Raw genomic sequence first — 16,016 nt, forward strand, 5'->3', positions numbered from 1 at the left:
CGCTATTCCCCAACGATGGGAGGGGCGCCGCGCCGTTCTCTGGTGTGTCGCATGGTGCTATGCTGCGCGCCAGAGAGTTGACAAAACAAAGTTGGAATAGCCATGCCCGAGCGCAACCGGCCGCCATTGAGGGGCCTTTTTGGCGCGATTGCCGGGTCGACCACCAGCGCCTATGCCGCAGCAGGAGACACTGCCGGCGACGCCCATGAGCCGATGTCCGGCGGCCGCCCCAGTGCGGTGCGCGATGTCGCCGCACAAGATCTGGCCAGCGACACCGCGCTGTGGCGCTTTGCGCTGGCCGCAGAGCACGGTGGCCGAGCGCCCCACCCCGACGCCACCTTGCGCGACGATCTGTCCGTCCTGCGCATCCTGCGCCACGCTGATGGCCTGCGCCTGCTCAGGCAAGGATTGCGCAGTGCGTTCCCGGGTTCGGCCCTGCGCCTGACCACCTTCTGGCCCGAAGAACAGCCGCACGCGTACCCGGCTCGCACGGAAGCCCGCCCAGCGGAATTCGGCGATCTGCTCGTGCTGCTGCGCCTGCGCGGCGCGGTGCCCACGCTCGATTGCCGCGCGCTGTTTCTCACCAGCCGCCGCATCGACCAGCCCGACGATGCGCTCGACAAGCACCATGCGCTGCCGCAGATCAACCTGTACGAAGGCTGGCCCGACTTCAACGTCTATGCGCGTTCGCCGATCAAGTCGCGCAACGCAACCTTCCTGGGCAAGTTCGACCTATCGGCTGAGCTGGACCCGCTGCGCCGCGTTGGCCGCGACCAGCGACAGTGGCGCTACCTGACGCCCTGCACGGGCCTGCAGCAGTACGCGCAATGGCCCGGCGCCCGACCGGCCTCGCCGCTGCAATGGCGCTGGCCTTCCGGCCCGCACGCCAGCGGCGCACAGGCCAGCTCCGGATCGTTCACCGGCCTGCTGCGCCAGCTCGCCGGCCCGGAAGGCCCCGGCGAGGACTGCTCCGCCGGCACCGACGTGCCGACGTGGGGCCGCCTCATCAACAAACTGCTCGACCACAGCTGGGAAGTCGCCCCGAGCCACGCGCTCAAGAGCGGCAATATCAGCTCGCTGGCGTTCTGGACGCGGCTGCGCGGCTTCCTGACAGCGGAATACCTGCTCGGCTCGCACTCGTTGCAGAAGGGCTTTGGCGCGTCGTTGCAGTTCGAGATGGCCAACGGCCTGCAGGACATCGCCCGCGACGACTGGACGGCCACCACCGGCTTCGACCCCGAAGACCTCGACGTGTCTGGCGTGCGCGGCACGCTGCAGCGCATCGCGGCGTCCAGACTGGCCGTCTTCGGCATGAGCGCCGAAGACCCGGCACCGCTCGCCGCCCCGCGCCCGCAGCGCGGCGTGACCCCGCGCCCCGACGGCGAACGCGAAGGCCAGCGCGTGTTGCTGATCGACGTGATCCGCCCCAGCGCAGCCGCCCTGTAAGCCCGCCAATTCGATAAAAAGCGACGCCCGCGCCGCCGAGAACGCAACGATTTCTCGATGGCGCGCGGCTATGCTGTGGCGTTCCCCTGCCGCGCCTCCTGCCGCCCCTGCGCTGTTGCCCATGTCTTCCGCTGCTCCCGCCTCCGCCGCTTCCACCACGATCACCTCACCCTGGATGCCCATCCTTGCGCTGATGGGCTCGATGGCCTCCGTGTGCCTCGGTAACTCGTTTGCCAAGACGCTGTTTCCGGTGCTGGGTGCCGCGGGCACGGTCACGTATCGCGTGACCATTGGCGCGGTGATCCTGCTGGCGTTCTGGCGGCCGTGGCGCCTGCACCTGAGCCGCGCGGATGCCGGCCGCATCGCGCTGTACGGCGTCACGCTGGCGAGCATGAACCTGCTGTTCTACCTGTCGCTGCAGCGGTTGCCGATCGGCATCGCGATCGCCATCGAGTTCACGGGGCCGTTGGTGCTGGCCGTGCTGCTGTCGCGCCGCGCGCTGGATTTCGTGTGGATCGGGCTGGCGGTGGTTGGCTTGCTCATGCTGACGGTGGCCGACAGGTCGGTCGGTCAGGTCGACCACCTGGGCGCGGCGTATGCGCTGGCCGCCGGTGTGTGCTGGGCGCTCTACATCCTGACCGGCAAGAACCTCGGCGGTCTGCATGCGGGCCAGGCCACGTCGATCGGCATGCTGGTCGGTGCGCTGTTTGCGATCCCGTTTGGGGTGGCGCAGGCAGGGTCGGCGCTGCTCGCTCCATCGCTCATTCTGGCGGGACTGGGCATCGGGCTGCTGTCGAGCGCGATCCCGTATTCGTTGGAGATGGTGGCGCTCAAGCATCTGCCGGGCAAGACGTTTTCCGTGCTGCTGAGCCTGGAGCCCGCCATTGGCGCGCTGGCGGGGGCAATCGTGCTGCACGAGCAACTGACCGGGCGCCAGTGGGTGGCGATCCTGGCCATCATCGCTGCGTCGGCAGGATGTGCACTGACGGTGCGGGCGCCCAAGCCTTCTCCGGATCCTGCCGGCGTCGCCTGACGCCTAGCCGGAAAACCGCGCCAGCGCTTGCAGAACCGCCATGCGTGTCTGCGCGTAGACCATTCCCTTCCATTCGGGCACATCGCAATAAAACGCATCACGCAACGCCTGGCGGATGCCGGCCCGCTGCGCGGCGCCCTGCTCCGGGTGGCGATACAGCCAATGGTCGGCACGCAGCGCCTGCAGCACCGCCAGCGGCGCGAGCGTGCCGAACTCCAGCGTGACGCAGGTCTTCTCGACGCCGGGCAGCAGTTCGTAGGCGATGCCCACCAGATCGCCCTTGACGACTGACGAGACCGAACCCGCTGCCGCAATCGGCCGAACATCGGCGCCCCAGGTGCGCATGGCGCGCTCCAGTTCGGCAGGATCTGGACTGTTGAAGATCTTCTCGCCGTGACCGTAGTGGCCGAGTCCGGTATGCAGGTCGATCCATACCAAGTGCGACATGCCGGCCGCATGTCGGGACACGATTCCGCGCATCTGCAGCGTGCTCCAGCATGGCGCGCTGCCGCCGTAGAACATGCCGTCCGGCACGCGGTATTGGCCGCTCGTCGCGGCGTCTTGCAGGGCTTTCTCGCCGCGGGTGACCATGTAGTGCTGCAGCGCTGCCTGGTCAGCCTGACTGGGCGGCCATGTGTGCGGCAGCAGGAGCCGATCGACTTCAAGATAGGCCGGATTCGCCGAAGCGGTCTCCGTAAAGTCGACGCTGTTGCGGTTCAGGTCAACGTTGTCTTCATTCACGCGCCGCAGGTGCGCAAACCCGTACGGATTGACCGCGTGCACCAGCAGCAGCGCGACCTTTGCAGCCGCCAGCCGTGCGAAGAGTTCGTCGTCTTGCAGCAAGCCCGTCTGGCAACCGGAGCCGCAGAACCCCTCCACGCCATGGACGCCGGAGGTGACGATCAGCAGCGCTTGGGCCTGCGCCGGCGCAAGCAGCGCGGTGTCGATGGAAAGCTGCTCGCCGGACGGCCCGACCACATCCGGATGCAGATGGCGCTCGATGCGGAGCCTGCGGGTCTGAGCGGCGGCGAGGAACTTGCCGCGCGCTTCATCGTAGGTCTGCGAGAAGAAAGCTTCGACCGTCATGGCGGGGATCCGGGGGCAGTGGTAGCCGCAGCGTGCCATGCCCGACAGGCGCGGCGCAACCGCACAAACGTGAATCGACCACCCCAAAATGCAAACAGGCGACGCATGGTGCGTCGCCTGTCTACATTGATGCCGGGGGTCGAGCCGAGTGTCGAGCCGGTGGCTCAGATCACTCCCAGGACAGCGCGCCGCCGGTCTGGTACTCGATCACGCGCGTCTCGAAGAAGTTGCGCTCCTTCTTCAGGTCGATCATCTCGCTCATCCACGGGAACGGGTTTTCCTCGTTCGGGAACAGCGCGTCCAGGCCGATCTGCTGGCAGCGACGGTTGCAGATGAAGCGCAGGTAGCCCTTGAACATCGGTGCGTTCAGGCCCAGCACGCCACGCGGCATGGTGTCTTCTGCGTAGCGATATTCCAGGTCGACGGCCTTCTTGAACAGCTCCGTGATCTCGGCCTTGAACTCGGCTGTCCACAGGTGCGGGTTCTCCAGCTTGATCTGGTTGATCAGGTCGATACCGAAATTGCAGTGCAGCGACTCGTCGCGCAGGATGTACTGGTACTGCTCCGCAGCGCCGGTCATCTTGTTCTGACGGCCCATCGCCAGGATCTGCGTGAAGCCGACGTAGAAGAACAGGCCTTCCATGATGCAGGCGAAGACGATGAGCGACTTCAGCAGCTTCTGGTCGTTCTCGGGCGTGCCGGTCTTGAAGGACGGATCGGTCAGCGTGTCGATGAACGGGATCAGGAACTCGTCCTTGTCGCGGATCGACTGCACTTCGTGGTACGCGTTGAAGATCTCGGCCTCGTTCAGGCCCAGCGATTCAACGATGTACTGATACGCGTGCGTGTGGATCGCCTCTTCAAACGCCTGGCGCAGCAGGTACTGGCGGCATTCCGGCGCGGTGATCTGGCGGTACGTGCCCAGCACGATGTTGTTGGCGGCCAGCGAGTCGGCCGTCACGAAGAAGCCCAGGTTGCGCTTGATGATGCGGCGCTCGTCTTCGGTCAGACCGTTCGGGTCTTTCCACGTCGCGATGTCGCGCGACATGTTGATTTCCTGCGGCATCCAGTGGTTCGCGCAGCCGGCCAGGTACTTTTCCCAGGCCCACTTGTACTTGAACGGCACCAGCTGGTTGACGTCGGTGGCGCCGTTGATGACGCGCTTGTCGGCGGCGTTCACGCGGCGGTTGCTCTGTGCGGCAGCGGCGTTCGGATTGTTGCCAAGGATGCCCGTGCCGGCGGCCTGCGTGGCCGACGGGGGCAGCACGCCGCCCTGGTCGGCGGTGGCCGTTTGCAGCTGCGGCTGCGGTTGGTACGCGGGCTGCGGCGCAGCTTGCGGTTGTGCGGCAGGTTTGACGTCGTCGTCCCAGCTCAGCATATGTGTTTCTCCTAATTCTTTGCTCGTCGCTCCCGCTCTTTCGGAGCGCGAGTCCAGTGTCGTGCAGGTCACGGCGCCCCCGCTTGCGCGGGAGCAACCTCAGACACTGTTTTGACTTATTGGCAGGCTTCGCATTCCTCGAAACCGGGGTCGCCTGGGCGCATCGTGCACACGGCGCCTTCAGCTTCCGGCATCGCCTGGGCGGTGGCAGCAGCGGCATCCAGCGCGCTGGCCGGCGCGGCCGAAGTCACTCCGGATGCACCTGCCGCCGACACACCACCGATATCGCTACCCGACGACACCGCATTGAGCGTGCCGCGCGACACGGTCGACTTCTCTACGTGCGTGGCGCCGATCGTGCGCAGGTAGTACGTGGTCTTCAGGCCACGCAGCCACGCCAGCTTGTACGTGTCGTCCAGCTTCTTGCCCGACGCGCCGGCCATGTAGATGTTCAGCGACTGCGCTTGGTCGATCCACTTCTGGCGGCGCGATGCTGCTTCCACCAGCCACAGCGGCTCCACTTCGAAAGCCGTTGCGTACAGGTCGCGCAGGTCTTGCGGGATGCGGTCGATGCGGGCCAGCGAGCCGTCGAAGTACTTCAGGTCGGCGACCATCACCTCGTCCCACAGGCCGCGTGCCTTCAGGTCGCGCACCAGGTAGTCGTTGACCACCGTGAACTCACCCGACAGGTTCGACTTGACGTACAGGTTCTGGTACGTCGGCTCAATGCAAGCCGACACGCCGATGATGTTGGAGATCGTTGCCGTCGGAGCGATCGCCACGCAGTTCGAGTTGCGCATGCCGTACTGCTTGATGCGGCCGCGCAGGCTGTCCCAGTCCATGGTCGACGACATGTCGGCTTCGAGGTAGCCGCCGCGCTCTTCGGCCAGCAGCTTGAGCGAGTCTTGCGGCAGGATGCCGCGATCCCACAGCGAGCCCTTGTAGCTGCTGTAGCGGCCGCGCTCTTCAGCCAGCTCGGTCGACGCCCAGTAGGCGTAGTAGCACACGGCTTCCATCGAGGTGTCGGCAAACTGCACCGCTGCGTCGCTGGCGTATGGCACACGCAGCACGTGCAGCGCGTCCTGGAAGCCCATGATGCCCATGCCGACCGGACGGTGGCGCAGGTTCGAATCACGCGCCTTCTTGACCGCGTAGTAGTTGATGTCGATCACGTTGTCGAGCATGCGCATGGCGGTGCGCACGGTCTTCTTCAGCTTCTCGTGATCGAGCACGACGCTGCCGTCAGCCTGCTTGACCAGGTGAGCGACCAGGTTGACCGAACCCAGGTTGCACACGGCGATTTCGCTGTCGTTGGTGTTCAGCGTGATTTCCGTGCACAGGTTGGAGCTGTGCACCACGCCCACGTGCTGCTGTGGGCTGCGGATGTTGCACGGATCCTTGAACGTGATCCACGGGTGGCCGGTTTCGAACAGCATGCCCAGCATCTTGCGCCACAGTTGCAGCGCCGGCATCTTCTTGAAGAGCTTGATCTCGCCGCGCGCGACCTTGTCTTCGTAGGCCAGGTAGGCCTGCTCGAATGCCTTGCCAACCTTGTCATGCAGGTCCGGGCAGGTGGACGGCGAGAACAGCGTCCACTCGCCACCTTCCATCACGCGCTTCATGAACAGGTCGGGAATCCAGTTCGCCGTGTTCATGTCGTGGGTGCGGCGGCGGTCGTCGCCGGTGTTCTTGCGCAGTTCCAGGAATTCTTCGATGTCCAGGTGCCACGTTTCCAGGTACGCACAGACAGCGCCCTTGCGCTTGCCGCCCTGGTTCACGGCCACGGCCGTGTCGTTGACCACCTTCAGGAACGGCACCACGCCTTGGCTCTTGCCGTTGGTGCCCTTGATGTGCGAGCCGAGTGCGCGCACGTTGGTCCAGTCGTTGCCCAGGCCGCCGGCAAACTTCGACAGCAGCGCGTTTTCCTTCAGCGCTTCGTAAATGCCGTCCAGATCGTCCGACACGGTGGTCAGGTAGCACGACGACAGCTGCGAGCGGCGCGTGCCCGAGTTGAACAGCGTCGGCGTGCTCGACATGAAGTCGAACGACGACAGCAGCTGGTAGAACTCGATGGCACGGGCTTCGCGGTCGATTTCGTTCAGCGCCAGGCCCATCGCCACACGCATGAAGAACGCCTGCGGCATCTCGATGCGGGTTTCGCTGATATGCAGGAAGTAGCGGTCGTACAGCGTCTGCAGGCCCAGGTAGTTGAACTGGAAGTCGCGCGAGGCGTCCAGCGCTGCGCCCAGGCGGGCCAGGTCGAACTGGGCCAGCTTGTCGTCGAGCAGTTCGGCGTTGATGCCGCGCTTGATGAACTGCGGGAAGTAGTCGACGTAGCGCGTGCTCATTTCCGCTTGCGTGACTTCTTCGCCGAGGATTTCGCGGCGGATCGTGTGCAGCAGGATGCGCGCCGTGACCTGGCTGTACGCCGGGTCCTTTTCGATCAGGGTACGCGAGGCCAGGATGGCCGAGTCGTACACCTGCGTCATCGGCACGCCTTCATACAGGTTCTTGACCGTTTCCTTGAGGATCGGCTCCGGGTCCACCGCTTCGCCCAGACCTTCGCAGGCCGAGACGATCACGTTGCGCAGCGCCGCCATGTCCAACGGGCGGGTGATGCCGCCGTCGGTCACGTTCAGGCCGATGAAGGCCGGTTGCTGCTGGGTTTCGCCGGCTTGCGCGCGCTCCTGGGCGCGGCGCTCGCGGTACAGCACGTAGGCGCGGGCCACGTCGTGCTCGCCCGAGCGCATCAGGGCCAGTTCCACCTGGTCCTGCACGTCTTCGATATGGAACGTGCCGCCGTTCGGGCGGCTGCGCAGCAATGCGCGCACGACGTTCTGCGTTTGTTGGTCGACCAGCTCGCGCACACGCGCGGAAGCAGCACCCTGCCCGCCATTCACGGCGAGGAAAGCCTTGGTCATGGCCACGGCGATCTTCGAAGGCTCGAAGCTGACCACGGCGCCGTTGCGGCGAATGATCTTGTAGTCGGCAAGATTGACGCCGGAAGCGGTGCCGGGGGCCACGGCCGTGCCGCCAGCGCTTTGCGCAAATTGCGAAGGATTGGCGGTGCCGGAGTGGATTTCGGATTGGGCCGTCTGCATGTGGACTCCTGTTGAACCGTTCGTTTTATTGGCTCGCCGATGGTGAAACACCCTGGGCGAATCCTTGCGCTACGCGGAGAAATGAGACGGAAAAGACCCCTGCCTTTCCTCAGCCCCCAAGCGCCGGCTCGACCTGCCGTACGCCCGCCCCCGCGTGGCGCTGAAATAAGAATCCCGGAAAGCGACCACTACATCTAGTGTTCAACTCCGGGATTGACGCTAAGTATAGTGGCCCAATCGAATTTGCCTAGACTTGACAGGTGGGGGCGGAGGGCTATTTTTCACCCGCCAATGCAGTGCCGCAAACCCGCGACGCCAGTCTGCACAAAGGGTCGGCGGGACTGGCGTGCGGCGTCGCAATGACCGTTTCTTCAGAATAATTCTTTCTATCGACGTCGCAAGTTCAATAGACGTCACCTCATCTACGGTAGGGGTATGTGTGCGGCGCACTGCACCGGTGCACGCGTGCCGCGCACCGGGGCATTTCCCGACATTCCCCGCTCAAGAAATCCGAATAGCCGCATCAGCATTCTTGCCGCGGCTGTCACTTGAGCGACAGCCCCCCACCCTACGCTTCGGTCGCATTGCAGGGAGCGCAATCACAGCGGCGGGACACCGAGCGCCGCGCACAACGACCGAGGAAATCGACATGGCTTGGAATCACCCCGCCCGGCGCCTGCTGACGGCCGCGCTGAGCACGACCGTGGCAGCGACGCTGGCGACTACATTGACCGCATGCGGCGGTGGCGACAGCGGCCCCATCGCCAACCAGGGCAGCACGGACGCGCCCTCCACCGGCGCCAGCAAGAAGGTGCTCGTGGTCGGCGTAGACGGCGCCACCTATGCGCAGGTGCAGAGCGCGCTCTTGCAGCGCAGCCTGCCGAACCTGGGTGCGCTGGCGGTGATGCCGGCTTCGACCGGCGGGACGCTTGGCACCATCACCGCCCAGCCGCCGCTGGACACGCCCAGCTGGGCCACCGTGCTGACCGGCGCCTGGCAAAACCGCCATGGCGTGACGGACGACACGATCACCACCCTGGCCGCCCCAAGCGTGTTCAGCTACGCGCGCAGCGCCGCCAAGGCCGCGGGCACCACGCAACGGCTGGGCGCCGCTGTCAGCTCGGCCGCGCTGCCCGCGCTGCTCAAGGCAGATCAGCAAGCCGGCAACCTTGACACGCTCGTCGACTGCGCCCAGGTGGACACCTGCGTGACGCAGAACAGCGTGAAGCTCGTGCAGTCCGGCTACGACATCGTCTTCGCGCAATACACCGCGCCGGCCGCCGCCGCGCTGGCTTCGGGCCTGCAAAGCGATGCGTACACCGCTGCGCTGGCCAACGTCGACCAGGCGCTCGGCACGCTGCAGGCGGCCATCGCCCAGCGCCGCGCTGCCAACCCGAACGAAGACTGGCTCGTCGTCGTCACCACCAGCCACGGCCTGGACGCCACGGGGGCCACCACGTCGGCGCCGACGCTGGAAAACCGCACCGCCTTCATCGCCCTGAACAAGCCGGTCAACGCCGTGCTCGGCAAGACCGGCATGGCGGCGCCCACGTCGGAAGCTACGCTGGCGGCCCTGCCGAGCGAGGCTGACATCGTGCCGACCGTGCTGGCGCAATTGAACGCCGCCGTGCCGGCCACCGCCCACAAGCTGGACGGTGCAGCGCTCACGGCCAGCGCCGTCGGCGTGCGCAACGTCCAGAGCACGGTGGGCGCGTACAACGCCTCGCTGGTACTGAACTGGCAGAACCCGACAGCGGCGAGCGGCCCCATCACCGTGCTGCGCGACGGCAAGCCGGTCGCCACGTTGCCCGCCACGGCCACCCAGTACATCGACAGCAACATCGCGGCTGCAAGCGGCATCTACCGCATCAACTACACGCTGGTGCGCAACAACGTGCCGGTGTCGATGCTTGCGCAGATCGCCTACGTTGCGCCAACGCCGCTGGCGACGTCGCTCACCAACGGCCTGGCCGCGTATTACAGCTTCGACACTCTGCCGCCGACCGACCGTAAAGCCAATTCGACGATCGGCCCGTGGGTGGCCGGCACCGACGGCGGCTCTGCTGCGGCCGACCCGTTTGGCAGCATGGCCCTGTCGGTCGATTCGCGCATCGACGCCTACAAGCTCACGCAGAACGGCGCAGACATCGCACTGAGCCCGCAATTCACCATCGGTTTCTGGTTCAGGTCGGATTGCACGCAGGGCAACGGCACCGGCGAGCCGATCCTCGCCAACAAGGACTACACCTCCGGCTCCAATGCCGGCATCGCCATCGGATTGTGGGGCGGCTGCGAAGTGCGCTTCAACCTCGGCAGCGGCGGCAAGCGCGACGACATCCAGGGCATGAAGTTCAGCGCCAACCAGTGGGCCTATCTCGCCCTGTCGGTCGACGCGCAGGCCAAGCGCTTCAGCGCGTACATCCTCGACCCGGTGCTCGGCGTGCAGAAGGTGGAAGACAAGGCCATCGCCAATACCGACGTCACCAAGCTCAACGGCCTGACCACCAAGGTCTGGGGCATGAACGACGACGCCACGCACAACTACGTGCCCAACAACCCGGGCTCGCTCAAGGGCGTGATGGCCTACGACGACCTCGCCATGTGGACGCGCCGGCTGACGCTGGGCGAACTCAAGACGATCAACGGCTCGCACCAGCCACTGTCGTCGCTGAACCCCTGACCCCCTCCCCCAACCCGAACGAGACCGCTCATGAAGCCTTGCATCCACCCTCTCGCACGGCCGCACCGGCTGGCCGCCGTGCTGCTGTGCGCCGCCACCTTGTCGCTGTCGGCCTGCGGCGGCGATTCGAACGACGGCACGCCAGGCACCGGTACGGGCCCCGGCGCCGCCCAGCCGGATCAACCCGGCCAGCCGCCGGCCAACAAGCCGACCCTGCACTGCGCTCCGTAATGCGCGGCTTTCCATCGACTTGCGTTTGAGACCGACATGACTTCCGACACAAACAACGGCAGCCGCCGCAACTTCCTCAAGATGGCCAGCACGGGCGCGATTTCCGCTGCTGCACTCGCGGCCTTCCCGCCCTCGATCCGCCGTGCGCTGGCGATTCCCGCCAACAACGCCACCGGCACGATGCGCGACGTAGAACACGTGGTGATCCTGATGCAGGAGAACCGCTCGTTCGACAACTACTTCGGCACGCTGAAAGGTGTGCGCGGCTTTGGCGACCGCTTCCCCATCCCGCTGGCCGGCGGGCTGAACGTCTGGCAGCAGACCTATGTGCCAAGCAGCGGGCCGAGCCGCGTCGTGCTGCCGTACTACCTGGACAGCAGCGCCGGCAACGCGCAGCGCGTCTCCAGCACGCCACACAGCTACCCTGATGCGCAGAACGCATGGGACCTCGGCCGCATGAGCAAGTGGCCGACCTACAAGCAGACGCAGTCGATGGGCTACTACAAGCAGGCCGAGCTGGACTTCCAGTTCGCGCTGGCCAATGCCTTCACGCTGTGCGATGCGTACCACTGCTCGTTCCACGGCGGCACCAACACCAACCGGCTGTTCCACTGGACAGGCACGAACGATCCGACCGGCGCCGCGGGCGGCCCCGTCATCGACAACAGCGGCGACCACCTCGATGCCAGCGTCACGTACAACTGGACGACCTACCCCGAGCGCCTGCAAGCGGCCGGTGTGTCGTGGAAGGTCTACCAGAACATGCCGGACAACTTCACCGACAACCCGCTCGCGGGGTTCAAGGCCTACCGCGATGCCAACGCCGCGCGCGGCAACCTTGCCGACGGCACGCCGTTCCCGCCGTACACGCCGGCCGACGAAACCGTCAGCCCGCTCATCAAGGGCATCGGCAACACCATGCCCGACGGCGGCTTCCTGCAAGCCTTGAAGGACGACATTGCCGCAGGCCTTCTGCCGCAGGTGTCGTGGATCGTCGCGCCGGCCACGTATTCCGAACACCCCGGCCCGTCGAGCCCCGTGCAGGGCGCGTGGTACACGCAGGAAGTGCTCAACGCACTCACCGCCAACCCGGCCGTGTGGAGCAAGACCGTGCTGTTCATCAACTTCGATGAGAACGACGGCTTCTTCGACCACGTGCCCCCGCCCGCGGCCCCTGCCTACGAAAACGGCGTGCTGGCCGGCAAATCGACCATCAGCACGGCCGGCGAATACCACACGGACCAACACCCCTACGGCCCCGGCCCGCGTGTGCCGATGTACATCGTCTCGCCGTGGAGCCGTGGCGGCTGGGTCAACTCGCAGACGTTCGACCACACCTCGGTGCTGCGCTTCCTGGAACTGCGCTTCAACGTCAAGGAGACGAACATCAGCGCGTACCGCCGCGCCGTGCTGGGCGACCTGACCAGCGCTTTCAACTTCGTCAACCCGAACACCGAAACGCTGCCGACGCTGCCAAGCCGCGACAAGGCAACCGCCGACGCCATCCGCACCGCGCAAGGGCTGCAGCCGCAGGTGCCGCTGCCCTCCGTCACGGCGCAGCAGATGCCTACACAAGCCACCGGCACCCGTCCCTCGCGGGCCCTGCCGTACGAGCTGCACGTCAGCGCCCGCGAAGACGCCACCAACCGCACGCTGCGCCTGATCTTCAGCAACACCGGCACGGCCGCGGCTGTCTTCCACGTGTACGACCGCCTGCATCTGGACCGCGTGCCGCGCCGCTATGCGGTGGAGCCCGGCAAGATGCTCGACGACACGTGGGACGTGTTCACCGCAGACAAGGGCAAGTACGACCTGTGGGTGCTGGGCCCCAACGGCTTCCACCGCGCGTTCTCGGGCGATGTGAGCGCCGTGTCGGCTGCGGGTTCGAGCGCACCGGAAATCCGCGTGTGCTACGACCTGGCCAACGCCGAGGTCTACGTGACGATGATGAACACCGGCACCGCCGGCTGCACCTTCACCGTCAAGCCGAATGCGTACCGCAACGACGGCCCGTGGACGTACGACATCCCGGCCGGCAAGCAGCTCGACCAGCACTGGCCGATCGCGCGCCAGGGCAACTGGTACGACTTCACGGTGACGGTGCCGCAAGGCGGCTTCACGCGGCGCTTTGCCGGTCGCATGGAAACGGGCAAGGACAGCGTGTCCGACCCCGCGATGGGCACCTGAGGCTGGCAGTGAAGTAGAAGGATCAGCAGGGGAAAACGCGGGCAGCCTTCGAAAGGAGGCTGCCCGCTTGCGTTTCGGCGTCCGCGCAGCGAGCGGTGGACTGCGCGGGCCGCGCTCGGCCTGCGGCGTGTCGGCCTCGGAGGGTCGAAGGCCACGGTTTCGCCCCGACGCTTGGGCCTCTCATCATGACGTTCGAGACATTTATCCCCTCGCGGGGGGCTCACACCGTCGTGTTCGGGGTTCAACTGTCGTGCGCGAGCCTCAGCCCCTGGAATCGCTCACGGAATGATGGACGAAGTGAGCCTTGGAGGGTCGCGCTTCAGGGTTTCACACTCGCACGCGAGCCTCGGACCGTGACGCTCCACGGTTTTACTGTCATGCGTGAGCCTCAAAGACTGGAGACATCCACAGTTTTACCCTCGTGCGCGAACCTCGGACTGTGGCGTTCCACGGTTTTAGGCTCGCGTGCGACGCCTGGACATTGACGTTCCACAGTCTCACCCTCGTGCCTGAGCTTTGGAGGGTGACACTCCACGGTTTTACCCTCGCACGTGAGCCGCAGACCGTAAGGCGTCGGCGCCTTACCGCCGTGTGCCGGCGCCGCGCCGAGGTGCGCCGCCTTTCTACCTTGGCGAGCGAACGGGGGTTGTCGCGTCAGAGCGCGTGCTGATACGGAAACAACGCCGCGTTGAACCCGCCGAGCGCGCGCAGATGCACCCAGTCGAAATGCGGTCCCGGGTCCGTCTTGCGGCTCGGCGCAATGTCCGAGTGACCGGCGATTGCTGCGATCGGATACGCCGCGCAGATCGCCCGCACAAGCGACGCCGTAGCGACGTACTGCTCAGGCGTGAAGGGCAGATCATCGGTGCCCTCGATTTCGATGCCGATCGAGAAATCGTTGCAGCGCGTGCGGCCGAAGAAGTCCGACGCACCGGCATGCCAGGCACGCGCGTCGCACGAAGCAAATTGCACGCATTCGCCCGTGCGGCGGACGAAGAAATGCGCCGACACGCGCACGCCGCGCAACTGATCGAAGTACGGATGCGCGTCGCAGTCAAGCGTGTTGGTGAAGAAGTCGAGCACGTGGCAGGTGCCGAAGTCGGCCGCGGATTGCGCAGGCGGCAGGCTGATGTTGTGCAGCACGATCAGGTCGATGGGCATGCCTTCGGGCCGTGCGTCGATATTCGGCGAGGGATGGCGGCGCGCGCCATCCACCCATCCGTCAGCGCCGACGTGCAACCGTTCAGGCATCGCCGTTCAGCCCATTTCCGGCCGGTTCACCGACGCTGCCCGGCGACGCTTCAACGTCCCGCGGATCACGAATGCCAAGCTGCTGCATGCGATAGCGCAACTGGCGGAATGACAGCCCAAGCAGCTTGGCGGCCGCCGTACGGTTGAAGCCGGTCTGGTCCAGCGCGGCCAGGATCACGTTGCGCTCGACCGACTCCAGGTAGGCCGGCAGATCGATCGGCAGCGAAACGCTCGGCAGGGCCGGCTCCGCCGGCTGCGCAACGGGTGCCGGCTCGGGCTGTGCGACCGGTTGCGGCATCCCCAAGGGGCTTGGCACCGGCGCCGGCATGTAGACGGCATCAGGCCAACTCGTCATCGGCGCCGGCGACATCGGGTGATGGGCCGCTGCGGCAGCCTGCGCCTCGCGCGTGCGGTGGAACAGCGGCGAGCGTTCGATCTCGGCTCCCAGCGCGCCAAGGTCGTCCACGTCGATCGACTCGCCTTCCGCAAAGGCGTAAGCGCGCTCCAGCAGGTTCTCCAGCTCGCGCACGTTGCCCGGGAACGGATACGCGCACAGTTGCTGCAGCGCCGGTCGCGTCAGGCGCTTGGGGCGCGGATCGCCGTAGCGGCTGGCGAGCTGTTCGAGCAGCACGCCGGCCAGCACGGGCACGTCTTCGGCACGCTCGCGCAGCGTGGGCATGCGCAGTTCCAGCACGTTCAGGCGGTAGAACAAGTCTTCGCGGAAACGGCCAGCGGCCACCAGACGGGCCAGATTCTGGTGGCTCGCGCACACGACGCGCACATCGACAGGGTCTTCACGGCTTTCGCCGATCTTGCGTACGCGACGCTCCTGCAACGCACGCAGCAATTTCACCTGCATGGTGAGCGGCAGGTCGGCCACTTCATCGAGCATGAGCGTGCCGCCGTTGGCGGCCTGGAAGAAGCCCTGGCGATCAGTGTCGGCGCCGGTAAAAGCGCCCTTCACGTAGCCGAAAAACTCGGCCTCCATCAGGTTCTCGGGAATCGCGCCGCAGTTGACCGCCACGAACGGCCGCGATGCACGCGCAGACAGCGCATGCACGGCGCGCGCCGCACGCTCCTTGCCGCTGCCGGATTCGCCGCTGATCACCACCGGCGCCATGCTGCGTGCCAGGCGCATCAGCGAGCGGCGCACTTCCTGCATCGCAGCGGAACGCCCGGGCAGCAGGTCGTTGGTGCGCTCGGCCAGATCGGCGTTGCCCGGGTCGGGATCGCGCTGCTGGCGGCCCAGCGCGTTGAGCACGAGGCTGCGCAACTGATCAAGCGAGAGCGGCTTGGCGATGTAGTCGAACGCGCCGGCCTTGAGCGCTTCCACCGCGTTCTCGGCGCTGCCATAGGCGGTAATGACGGCCACCGGCGTGCGGTCGGCCGTGGCAGAAAGCTGGCGCACGAGTTCGATGCCCAGGCCATCGCCCAGGCGCATGTCGGTCAGCACGAGTGCGAAGCGCTGGCGAGAGAGCGCCTCGCGCGCCTCGGCCAGCCCGCTGGCGAGCACGACGTCGTGCCCCATGCGGCGCAGGGAAATCTCCAGCAGCTCGCGCAGGTCGGCTTCGTCATCGACGACGAGAATGGGTTCGCGAACGATGGCGGCTTTGGACATGAATC

10 protein-coding genes are annotated in these 16,016 nt (G+C 66.1%); 5 read left to right on the top strand and 5 right to left on the bottom strand.

Annotated elements, in window-relative coordinates:
• Positions 1–102 precede the first annotated feature (102 nt).
• Together CFE42_RS05775 and CFE42_RS05780 are read left to right on the top strand one after the other, a co-directional pair.
• Positions 103–1,446 (top strand): hypothetical protein, encoded by a 1,344-nt coding sequence (locus CFE42_RS05775; RefSeq protein WP_004632976.1) that lies wholly within the window; start codon positions 103–105, stop codon positions 1,444–1,446.
• Positions 1,447–1,567: 121 nt separating this feature from the next.
• Positions 1,568–2,479 (top strand): DMT family transporter, encoded by a 912-nt coding sequence (locus CFE42_RS05780; protein ID WP_004632979.1) that lies wholly within the window; start codon positions 1,568–1,570, stop codon positions 2,477–2,479.
• A gap of 3 nt (positions 2,480–2,482) precedes the next feature.
• Here the strand turns inward: CFE42_RS05780 and CFE42_RS05785 are convergent, their stop codons facing one another.
• The 3 genes from CFE42_RS05785 to CFE42_RS05795 all read right to left on the bottom strand — a co-directional run bounded on the left by CFE42_RS05785 (position 2,483) and on the right by CFE42_RS05795 (position 8,044).
• Positions 2,483–3,565: a M14 family metallopeptidase gene (locus tag CFE42_RS05785; RefSeq protein WP_004632982.1), complete on the bottom strand. Its 1,083-nt coding sequence runs from the start codon at positions 3,563–3,565 to the stop codon at positions 2,483–2,485.
• A gap of 169 nt (positions 3,566–3,734) precedes the next feature.
• Positions 3,735–4,943: a ribonucleotide-diphosphate reductase subunit beta gene (locus CFE42_RS05790; protein WP_004632983.1), complete on the bottom strand. Its 1,209-nt coding sequence runs from the start codon at positions 4,941–4,943 to the stop codon at positions 3,735–3,737.
• A gap of 116 nt (positions 4,944–5,059) precedes the next feature.
• Positions 5,060–8,044, bottom strand: coding sequence for a ribonucleoside-diphosphate reductase subunit alpha (locus tag CFE42_RS05795; RefSeq protein WP_004632986.1), 2,985 nt, complete (start codon positions 8,042–8,044; stop codon positions 5,060–5,062).
• Positions 8,045–8,693: 649 nt separating this feature from the next.
• Here CFE42_RS05795 and CFE42_RS05800 point away from each other — a divergent pair.
• The 3 genes from CFE42_RS05800 to CFE42_RS05810 are packed head-to-tail and all read left to right on the top strand — an operon-like array spanning position 8,694 to position 13,142.
• Complete coding sequence (locus CFE42_RS05800; RefSeq protein ID WP_004632988.1) at positions 8,694–10,724, top strand: alkaline phosphatase family protein; 2,031 nt, start codon at positions 8,694–8,696, stop codon at positions 10,722–10,724.
• Between the two features lie 30 nt (positions 10,725–10,754).
• Positions 10,755–10,955 carry a hypothetical protein gene (locus tag CFE42_RS05805; protein ID WP_004632990.1) on the top strand — a complete coding sequence of 67 codons (201 nt, stop codon included), beginning with the start codon at positions 10,755–10,757 and terminating at the stop codon, positions 10,953–10,955.
• Between the two features lie 36 nt (positions 10,956–10,991).
• Complete coding sequence (locus CFE42_RS05810) at positions 10,992–13,142, top strand: phosphocholine-specific phospholipase C (RefSeq protein ID WP_004632992.1); 2,151 nt, start codon at positions 10,992–10,994, stop codon at positions 13,140–13,142.
• Between the two features lie 654 nt (positions 13,143–13,796).
• On the opposite strand, the gene ampD is transcribed toward CFE42_RS05810, so the two are convergent.
• Positions 13,797–14,393, bottom strand: a complete 597-nt coding sequence (ampD, locus tag CFE42_RS05815) for a 1,6-anhydro-N-acetylmuramyl-L-alanine amidase AmpD (RefSeq protein WP_004632993.1) — start codon at positions 14,391–14,393, stop codon at positions 13,797–13,799.
• Positions 14,386–16,011 (bottom strand): sigma-54 dependent transcriptional regulator, encoded by a 1,626-nt coding sequence (locus CFE42_RS05820; protein WP_004632995.1) that lies wholly within the window; start codon positions 16,009–16,011, stop codon positions 14,386–14,388. The genes ampD and CFE42_RS05820 overlap by 8 nt, the downstream gene beginning before the upstream one ends.
• Positions 16,012–16,016: the final 5 nt, after the last annotated feature.

The sequence above is a fragment of the Ralstonia sp. PBBBR1 genome (assembly GCF_002256165.1).
In the GTDB taxonomy this organism is placed as follows: Bacteria; Pseudomonadota; Gammaproteobacteria; order Burkholderiales; family Burkholderiaceae; genus Ralstonia; species Ralstonia thomasii.